The organism is Rhizobacter sp., from assembly GCF_031412495.1.
Classification (GTDB): domain Bacteria; phylum Pseudomonadota; class Gammaproteobacteria; order Burkholderiales; family Burkholderiaceae_C; genus Schlegelella_A.
Map to the genome: position 1 here is coordinate 1 of NZ_JANODC010000008.1, position 8380 is coordinate 8380.

The window sequence follows — 8380 nt, forward strand, 5'->3', positions numbered from 1 at the left end:
GTAGATCGAGGTCGTCTTCAGGCGCTGGTGCAGGGCCTTGATCTCGGAACGCATGTCGACGCGCAGCTTGGCGTCGAGGTTGGAGAGCGGCTCGTCGAACAGGAAGACCTTCGGGTTGCGCACGATCGCGCGGCCCATCGCGACGCGCTGGCGCTGACCGCCGGAGAGCTCGCGCGGCCGGCGTTCGAGCAGATGCTCGATCTGCAGGACGGCTGCGGCGTCGGCCACGAGCCGGTCGATGTCGGCGCGGCTGTGGCGGCGCATCTTCAGGCCGAAACCCATGTTGCCGCGCACCGTCATCTGCGGATAGAGCGCGTAGTCCTGGAACACCATCGCGATGTCGCGCTCGCTCGGATGCAGGGCGTTGACGACGCGCCCGCCGATCGCGATCTCGCCGCTCTGGAAGCTCTCCAGCCCGGCGACCATGCGCAGCAGGGTCGACTTCCCACACCCCGAAGGACCGACGAAGACCAGGAACTCGCCTTCGATCACCTCGACGCTGAGCCCGTGGATCACCTCCACGATTCCGTAGTGCTTGGTGACCTGGCGGATCGAGACGCCGCTCACCGGACGACCTCCGTGCTGCGCCGTGCGGCGCATGCCCCTTCGGGCGGGCGGGCGGAGCTCATGCCGCTCCTCGTCCGTCTCCCGCCAGCGAGAGCTGCGGCTTGAGCCGCTCGCCGCGCGCGAACTGGGCAAACAGGTCCTCCAGGCCGTCGAGCGGCACCCGCGCGTCCACCAGGCGTTCGTAGCGCGCCCGGTTGGCGCGCAGGAGGTCGGCGTTCAAGGCGTACTCGCTGATCGGGAAGTAGAACGAACGCACGTAATAAAAGTCCTTGCGCCGGATCGCCTTGGTCTCGGTGACCTGCCAGGCGTCGGCCTCACCGAGCTGCACCACCACGCCGCGCGCCGCCACCGCCTCGAGCGCGGCCTGGCGGGCGGCATCCTTGCCGCTGCATTCGAGCACCAGCGGATAGCGCACGCGGGCATCTAGCGCCGCCAGGGGCGTGGCACCGAGCTCAGCGGCGACGCCACGGCGGAACTCGTTCGGATCGCTCACATCCACCGGCCCGTAGCCGAAGTGCTGCAGCACGAGCAGCGCGCCCAGGCCGATCGGGCCGGCGCCGAGAATCAGGGCGCGGCCGGACGGGACGAGGGACTGGCTGAGGCGCACGCCGTGCGCGGCAGTGCCGATGGTGTCGAGCAGCAGCGGTGCCAGGTGGGTCGGCACATCGTCGGGCACGGCCAGCAGGCATTGCTCGGGCACGGCGAGCGCCTCGGCATAGCCGCCGGCGCGCTGCCAGCCCATCAGCTCGGTGGCGTTGTCGCACAGATGGGTGTGGCCGGCCAGGCAGGTCGAGCAGTGCCCGCACCACACCGGGATGTAGACGAGGCAGCGCTGGCTGTGCAGGCGGTGGCCGGGCTGGTCGACGCGGCCGACGATCTCGTGGCCCGGCGTGACAGGCCAGCCCTGTCGCAGCGGCCGCAGGTCGCTGCCGCAGAGCGAACAGGCAAGCACGCGCAGCAGCACCTCGCCGGCGGCCGGCGCGGGCCAGGCCATCTCCCCGATATCGATGCGGCCCTGGCCGGCGAAGCGCGCATGTCGCATGGTCAACCCTTCACCGCGCCGAACGACAGGCCCGACACCAGGCGGCGCTGGATCAGGAAGGTGAGCACGATCGGCGGCGTCGCGATCACGGTGGCGGCGGCCATCAGCGTCCCCCAGTTGGTGACGCCCTCGCCGATGAAGTTGAACGACGCGACGATGGCCGTCTTGGAGCTGATGCCCGAGAGCACGAGGGCGAACAGGAAATAGTTCCAGGAGAAGATGAAGCTGAGGATCGTGGCGACGATCAGACCCGGCATCACCACCGGCAGCGCGATGCGCAGCAGGATCTGCAACGAGCGGCAGCCGTCGATCTGTGCGCTTTCGGTGAGTTCACGCGGCAGGCCGTCAAAGTGCGGCAGCAGCGTCCAGAGTGCGATCGGCAGCGTGATGACGGCGTGCGTGATGATCAGCGCGGCATGCGTGCCCGACAACCCGACCTTGGAGAACATGAGAAACCAGGGCAGCAGGAAAAGCGTGCCCGGCGCCATGCGCGCGAACAGGGTCAGCGTGGCCGGCCAGCTGAGGCGGTGCCACGAGATGGCGAAGGCCGCCGGCACGGCGAGGAGCAGGCCCAGCAGGGTGGAGCCCGCAGCGACCAGGAAACTGTTCAGCGTGTTGTCGAGGAAGTCGGTGCGCACGAAGAGTTCGCGGTAGTTCTCCATCGTCGGCGTGAAAAGCAACTGCGGCGGGTAGCGGGTGATGTCGACCCGGCTCTTGAAGCTGGCCATGACCATCCAGGCGATCGGCGCGAACAGCACCACTATCAGGATCGCGATCTGCACGCCCATTGCAAATCGGCCGAGCCGCCCGAACCGGGCATGGGTGTGCATCGTCACCAGGCGACCTTGCGGCGCAATTGCGCGAACACCAGCACGGCGCCGAACACGATCGTCGACAGCGTGATCATCAGCGCCGAGGCGTAGCCGATGTCTGAGAACTCGAAGCCCTTGCGATAGGCGTAGATGTTCATCGTCGATGACGCATAGCCCGGGCCGCCCTGGGTAGTGATGTAGATCACGTCGAAGAAGCGGAGCAGGTCGACGCTGCGCAGCACGGCGGCGGTGACGATCGTGGGGCCGAGCATCGGCAGCGTGATGTAGACCAGCCGCCGCCAGCCGACCGCACCGTCGATCGCCGCTGCCTCGTACACCCGGGTCGGCAGCGACTGCAGCCCGCCCAGCACGATCAGCGCAACGAACGGCGTCCACTGCCAGGTGTCGATCATGATCACCGTGAAGATCACGTAGTCGGTCGACGCCAGGAACAGGCTCGGCGGCAGGCCCGCCGACTTCAGCAGGTAGTTGGCTACCCCCATGCCGGGATCGAGAACCACGATCGACATCATGCCCACCACGACGGGCGGCAGCATGAACGGCGAGACCATCACCGTGCGGATCAATCCCTTGGCCGTTTCGAGACGGTTGAGCAGCAGCCCGAGCGCCACGCCCAGCACCAGCTGGATGCCGAGCGCGCCCACGTAGAGCAGGAAGGTGAGCTTGAGCCCGTTCCAGACCTGCTCATCGGCCAGCATCGCCCTGTAGTTGCCGGCGCCGATGAAGCCGTCGCTCTGGCCGATCTTGTAGTCGAGCAGGCTGAGCCAGAACGCATAGCCGAATGGAAACAGCACCATCACGGCGACGAACGCCACCGCCGGCCACATCATCCACTGCAGCGACGCTACGCGTTGGGCGGGCGGCGCGTTGCTCACGGGTCAGTGGCTTACTGGCTCACTGCAGCTTGGCGAGGTCGACGTCGGCCTGGCACATGGCGTCGCGTGCCGCGGCCTGACCGAGAAAGATCTTCTGCACCGCGCCGCCGACCGTTTCGCGCGCCTCGATGACCCGGTCGGTGGGCGGGTACGACACTGCCGTGCCGGTCTTGCTGATCTCGATCAGCGAATTGGCCCAGGCCTGCCGCGCAGGCAGTTCGGTGGTCCAGGCCTTGAACTCGGGGCCGTTGAAAACCGAGCTGCGCGGCGGTGCCACGCCGTTTTTCACCAGCCGGGTCTGCATCTCGTTGCTGGTGGCCCACTGGAGGAAGGTCCAGGCGGCTTCCTTCTTGGTCGAGAAGTTCGACACCGAGACGCCCCAGCCGAAGACGATCGGCTTGGAGATGCCGGTGGCCTTGCCCCTGGGCAGCACCTTGATGCCGATGTCGTCGGAGCGGCCCGGGAACTTCATGATGTTGGCGAACTCGTTCGACGACTCGTGGGTCATGGCCAGGCGCCCCTGGCCGAGCATCTCGATCACCTGCGTGAAGGTGTGGTTCGCGGCGCCCGGCGGGCCGTAGTCCTTGAGCAGGTTGGCGTACATCTCGGCGCCCTTCACGCTGCCCGGCAGACACAGGCCCGGCTTGCCGTCGGGGGTGGCAAAGTCGCCGCCGCTGTTGTAGATGAAGGCAGACACCGCATACGAGATGGCGCCTCGGATGCCCCGCGCCGCCCACACCGTGGCGTCGCCGCGTGCCGGGCAGGCCTTCAACTTGGCCGCGGTGTCGGGCAGGTCCTCGAGGAACATCGGCTCGGCGACGTTGCACTTCCTGAAGATCTCCTTGTTCCAGTAGAAGAGGGGCCCCTCCAGGTTGATCGGCAGGCCGGCAAGCTTTCCGTTGACGGTCTCGGCGCGGCGCAGGCCCTCGCCGAAATCGTTGAAGTTGAAGTCGGAAGAGGTCGCGGCCGGGCTCGCCAGGAGCGGCGACAGGTTGGCGTACCAGCCTGCCTTGTCGTAGGTGGCGCCCTCGCGGAACTTGAGCGACATGAAGACGTCGACGTCGCTCGACTTGGCCTGCATCATCGTCGTGAGGCGGGCGCGGAACTGTTCTTCGTTGAACATCTCCACGCGCAGCTTGATGCCGGTCTTGGCGGTGAACTCGCCCGCCATGTCGCGCACCGCCTGGGACCAGGGGTGGTTGTTCAGCAGCAGATTGATGGTCTGCCCATCGTGCTTCTTCCAGTCGAAGGCCTGGGCCTGGGCACCGGCCGCGCCCAGCAGCAGGGCTGCGCTGGCGGCGGCGATCGCGATCAGTTTGCGCATGTCGTATCTCCTCTCGATTTGTTGGGGTCGGTTCACGGCTACTCAGGCGGCGACGTAGCCGCCGTCGACGGGAATGGTCACGCCATTGATCAGGCGAGAGGCCGGCGAGGCCAGGAACAGTGCCGTGCCGGCCAGTTCGTCCGGGTCGGCCCAGCGCTTGTTCGGCAGGCGCTGCATCAGACGAGCGTTGAACTCCGGATCCTCGCGTCCGCGGCGGCTGATCTCGGTCTCGATCCAGCCCGGCGCAATGGCGTTGACGCGAATGCCGTCGTCGATGTAGGCCAGCGCGAGCGACTTGGTGAGGCCGACCACCGCAGTCTTCGCTGCCGCATAGGCCGGGATCTGCGGCGCGCCGAAATAGCTGTACATCGAGCCGATGTTGATCATGCAGCCGCGGCTGGCCTTCAGGTGCGGGCGGAAGGCCGCCGCCAGCCGCACGTTGCCGAACAGGTGGATGTCGATGATGTCGCGGAATACCTCCGGCTTGTGCTCCTCCCAACGGCTCAGACGGCCTGCGCAGTGGATTAGGACGTCGAGCGAGGGAATCCTCGCGGCCAGTGTGTTGACGGCCTCGTCGCTGGTCACGTCGAGTGGCTCGAAGCGGGCTCCGGCCGCACTCAGTTCGGCCGACGGAGGCTGGAGGTCGGTGACAGTGACGCTCGCTCCGTGGCCGAGAAAGGCACGTGCAAAGGCCGAGCCAATGCCGCCGCAGCCGCCGCTGATGAGCACATGCTGGCCCGCCACCGAGAAGTCCGGAATTGCCATGCTGTCTCCTACCGCACTGACGCGGCCCAACATGAAATCACCTTAGCACCCGAGATTCGAAAGCGCAAGGCGGCTTTCGATAACGAAAAGGCGGCAAGGGGCCGCTGCCGGGCCGGAGCAGGCTTTCTGGGGGGCCGTCTCAGCGGGTCCATCTGGCCGAGTCGCGCATCTGCGCCTTGATCTTGCCGATCCTCTGCTTGAGACGCGACACACGCTCAGGGACGACGAGCTCGGGCTTGGAAGGGGGTGCCATCGGCTGCACGCGCGCGTCTGCAGCAGATGCTTCCGCGGCAAGCCTAGGGTGAACGCATCTTCGGTTCGAGAGAGCGCAGTTAGCTTGCCCAGCACCAGTCATCGTCGCCCTCGGGTCAACTCGATCACCGACCAGGGCGAGCTCCCCTCGATGGCCGAGGCGACGAAAGAAGCGACCGCACGGTCCGGAGCCCCGGAAACCGTTTGTTCCCTCCGGCGCAGCTACTTACCTGCGGACGGCGGTTTTGCTGACAACGGGCGGTGTAGCGGTGAATAACCTCGGCTTTCCCTAGGACCGCGAAGTCCCGATATCAACGGCAATGAGGAACAGCACCATGGCAACGAACGAAGCGTCGAACTCAAGAATGGTTACCGGCCTCTTCCCCGACCGAAACAGCGCGGAGCGCGCGTACAGCGACATCTCTGCCCGCGGCTATGGCAAGGATGACGTCAACCTGGTCATGAGCGACGAGACGCGTAATCGCCACTTTCTTGCCGGAGGCGTTCCCGAGACAGAACTGGGCAGCAAGGCTGCGGAAGGTGCGGGCATCGGTGCCGGCATCGGCGGCGCCGTTGGCGCCACGCTCGCGGCCGTTGCAGCCATCGGTACTTCGCTCGTCTTGCCGGGTCTCGGGCTGGTCATAGCAGGCCCGCTCGCCGCCGGTCTCGCGGGTGCGGGCGCAGGCGGTGTAGCCGGAGGGTTGATCGGCGCTCTGATCGGTGCCGGCATCCCCGAGGAGCGGGTCAAGCACTACGAAGAAGGCATCAAGCAAGGCGGCATCCTGATGGGCGTGAGGCCGCGCTCGGATGAAGACGCTCGCCACTTCGAGTCGCGTTGGCAAGAGCACCAAGGGCAGCACGTCCTCGGCACAGGGGCTGGGGCTGCCGCTGGCGCCGTCGCCGGTGCCGGCATTGGCGCTGTCGCCGGGCCGATCGGCATGGCCGCAGGCGCTGCCATCGGCGGTGTGGCCGGCGGTCTAGCGGGCAAGGGCGCGGCCGAGGTCGTCAACCCCAAGCGCGGCGATGACCTTGCAGATCACAACCTGGCCACCGGCTTGGGAGCTGGCGGTGGCGCCGCCACAGGGGCAGCACTCGGCGCCGTGGGCGGCCCGGTCGGCATGGCTGCCGGCGCAGCGGTTGGTGCGGTGGCCGGTGGTCTGGCCGGCAGGGGTGCGGGCGAGGTTGCCAATCCCGAGCGGCAGGACGACCTTGCCGGTCACAACCTTGCCAAGGGCGTCGGTGCTGGCGGCGGTGCGGCAACTGGCGCAGCCCTCGGCGCGGCCGGTGGCCCGATCGGGATGGCGGCCGGCGCGGCGGTGGGCGCCGTCGCTGGCGGTCTCGCCGGCATGGGTGCCGGTGAGGTCGTCAATCCCAAGCGCGGCGATGACCTCGCAGACCACCACCTCGCTACCGGTGTCGGGGCCGGTAGTGGTGCTGTCGCAGGGGCCGCTGTCGGTGCGGTCACAGGCCCGGTCGGCATGGCTGCAGGCGCTGCCATCGGTGCGGCGGCAGGCGGTGCGGCCGGCAAGGGCACAGGCGCAGCCGTCAATCCGAAGCCCGGTGACAAGTCCCGCGCTTGAGCAGTCCCTTAGAGGGCCAAGACACGGCGGGCTGAGGTCCGCTTTGCCTTGGCATCGGGTACCTATCGAAACTGGGGAAAGCCATGTCAATTCTCGACAAAGTCGTCGCTGCAGTCATGCCGTCATCAACCGAGGGCGAGAGCAACGCAATCGACCTGCTGAAGAAGGATCACGACGAGGTCGATTCGCTGTTCAAGGAGTACGAGATGCTCGCCGAGGGTGAGGGCGACGCCCGCGACAAGCGCGAGCTCTCGACCCGGATCTGCGGCATGCTGGCAGTGCACGCGATGATCGAAGAAGAAATCTTTTACCCGGCCGCTCGCGCGGCCGATGTCGATGCGGACCTTCTCGACGAAGCCGAGATCGAGCACGGCTCCGCCAAGCAGCTCATCGCGGAGATCGGCGCAGCTGACGCGTCGGCGTCCCTTTACGACGCGCGCGTCAAGGTCCTAGGCGAGTACATCCGCCATCACGTCAAGGAAGAGGAAAACGAGCTGTTTCCCGCATGCCGCAAGTCGGAGATGGACATGGCCGAGATCGGTTCGCGCCTGCGAAGGCGCAAGACCCAATTGCTGCGCAAGCTGAACGGCAAGTAGTGGCGCTGTCTGGTTCCAAGCGGGGTAGACCCGTGGAGCGGCGCCTAGCGACGTTGACAATTCGAGTCACGACGCAATTCGGTCGCAAAGGCATTGGCAGCGATCTGTGCGCCGTCAGGCGGTGGGGTCAACGTCGGTTGCACGCATGCTGCCCGACACGTCCATCACCATCGTGATGGTCTGCTGCTCTGTGAAGCTGGGCCAGATGAACTTCACGAGCATGCTCAGGGCTCGAAGGGCGCCAGACAGGGACCGGAGCGGTCAAGGTGTGCCTTACTTGCAAACCATCGCTCTACACGTCGGGCATCATCGGCAGTTCATATTCGCAGCCACCGTTCCGGGGGTACGGCCCATGCTCAATCACATCGTTTTCCTGGCCTGCTGCGCGACGGCTTGCAGCCTGCTCGGGTGCGAGAGTACAACCGGCACATTGACCATGAAGCAATGCCGCGAACGCCTTGACATGCCGGCAAGCAGTCGATCCAAGAACGACCACCCGGGCGAGAACGTCGATGCGATCTGCGCCAACATGCTCAACAACTCCGG

Annotated in this window: 9 protein-coding genes; 3 read left to right on the forward strand and 6 right to left on the reverse strand. The window is 66.7% G+C overall.

Annotated elements, in window-relative coordinates; genetic code table 11:
• The 6 genes from AC30N0_RS00380 to AC30N0_RS00405 form a co-directional block, all read right to left on the reverse strand.
• Positions 1–567: ABC transporter ATP-binding protein (locus AC30N0_RS00380; RefSeq protein WP_489515962.1), on the reverse strand; the 567-nt coding region annotated here is incomplete at its 3' end.
• A gap of 58 nt (positions 568–625) precedes the next feature.
• The gene (locus tag AC30N0_RS00385) at positions 626–1609 is read right to left on the reverse strand and encodes an alcohol dehydrogenase catalytic domain-containing protein (protein ID WP_489515963.1); all 984 of its coding nucleotides are present in this window, start codon (positions 1607–1609) and stop codon (positions 626–628) included.
• A 2-nt stretch (positions 1610–1611) separates the two neighbouring features.
• A complete protein-coding gene (locus tag AC30N0_RS00390) occupies positions 1612–2439 on the reverse strand; it encodes a carbohydrate ABC transporter permease (protein ID WP_489515964.1) in 828 nt (275 codons plus the stop codon).
• A 2-nt stretch (positions 2440–2441) separates the two neighbouring features.
• Positions 2442–3317, reverse strand: a complete 876-nt coding sequence (locus AC30N0_RS00395; RefSeq protein ID WP_489515965.1) for a carbohydrate ABC transporter permease — start codon at positions 3315–3317, stop codon at positions 2442–2444.
• A gap of 19 nt (positions 3318–3336) precedes the next feature.
• Positions 3337–4641, reverse strand: coding sequence for an extracellular solute-binding protein (locus AC30N0_RS00400; protein ID WP_489515966.1), 1305 nt, complete (start codon positions 4639–4641; stop codon positions 3337–3339).
• A 42-nt stretch (positions 4642–4683) separates the two neighbouring features.
• Complete coding sequence (locus AC30N0_RS00405) at positions 4684–5406, reverse strand: SDR family NAD(P)-dependent oxidoreductase (protein ID WP_489515967.1); 723 nt, start codon at positions 5404–5406, stop codon at positions 4684–4686.
• A 587-nt stretch (positions 5407–5993) separates the two neighbouring features.
• Between AC30N0_RS00405 and AC30N0_RS00410 the strand changes: the two genes are divergently transcribed.
• From AC30N0_RS00410 to AC30N0_RS00420, 3 genes are all read left to right on the forward strand, one after another.
• Positions 5994–7238 (forward strand): hypothetical protein, encoded by a 1245-nt coding sequence (locus AC30N0_RS00410; RefSeq protein WP_489515968.1) that lies wholly within the window; start codon positions 5994–5996, stop codon positions 7236–7238.
• An 83-nt stretch (positions 7239–7321) separates the two neighbouring features.
• Positions 7322–7834, forward strand: a complete 513-nt coding sequence (locus tag AC30N0_RS00415) for a hemerythrin domain-containing protein (protein ID WP_489515969.1) — start codon at positions 7322–7324, stop codon at positions 7832–7834.
• 352 nt (positions 7835–8186) lie between these two features.
• Positions 8187–8380, forward strand: a 194-nt coding sequence (locus AC30N0_RS00420) for a hypothetical protein (protein WP_489515970.1), incomplete at its 3' end; no start/stop codon positions are given.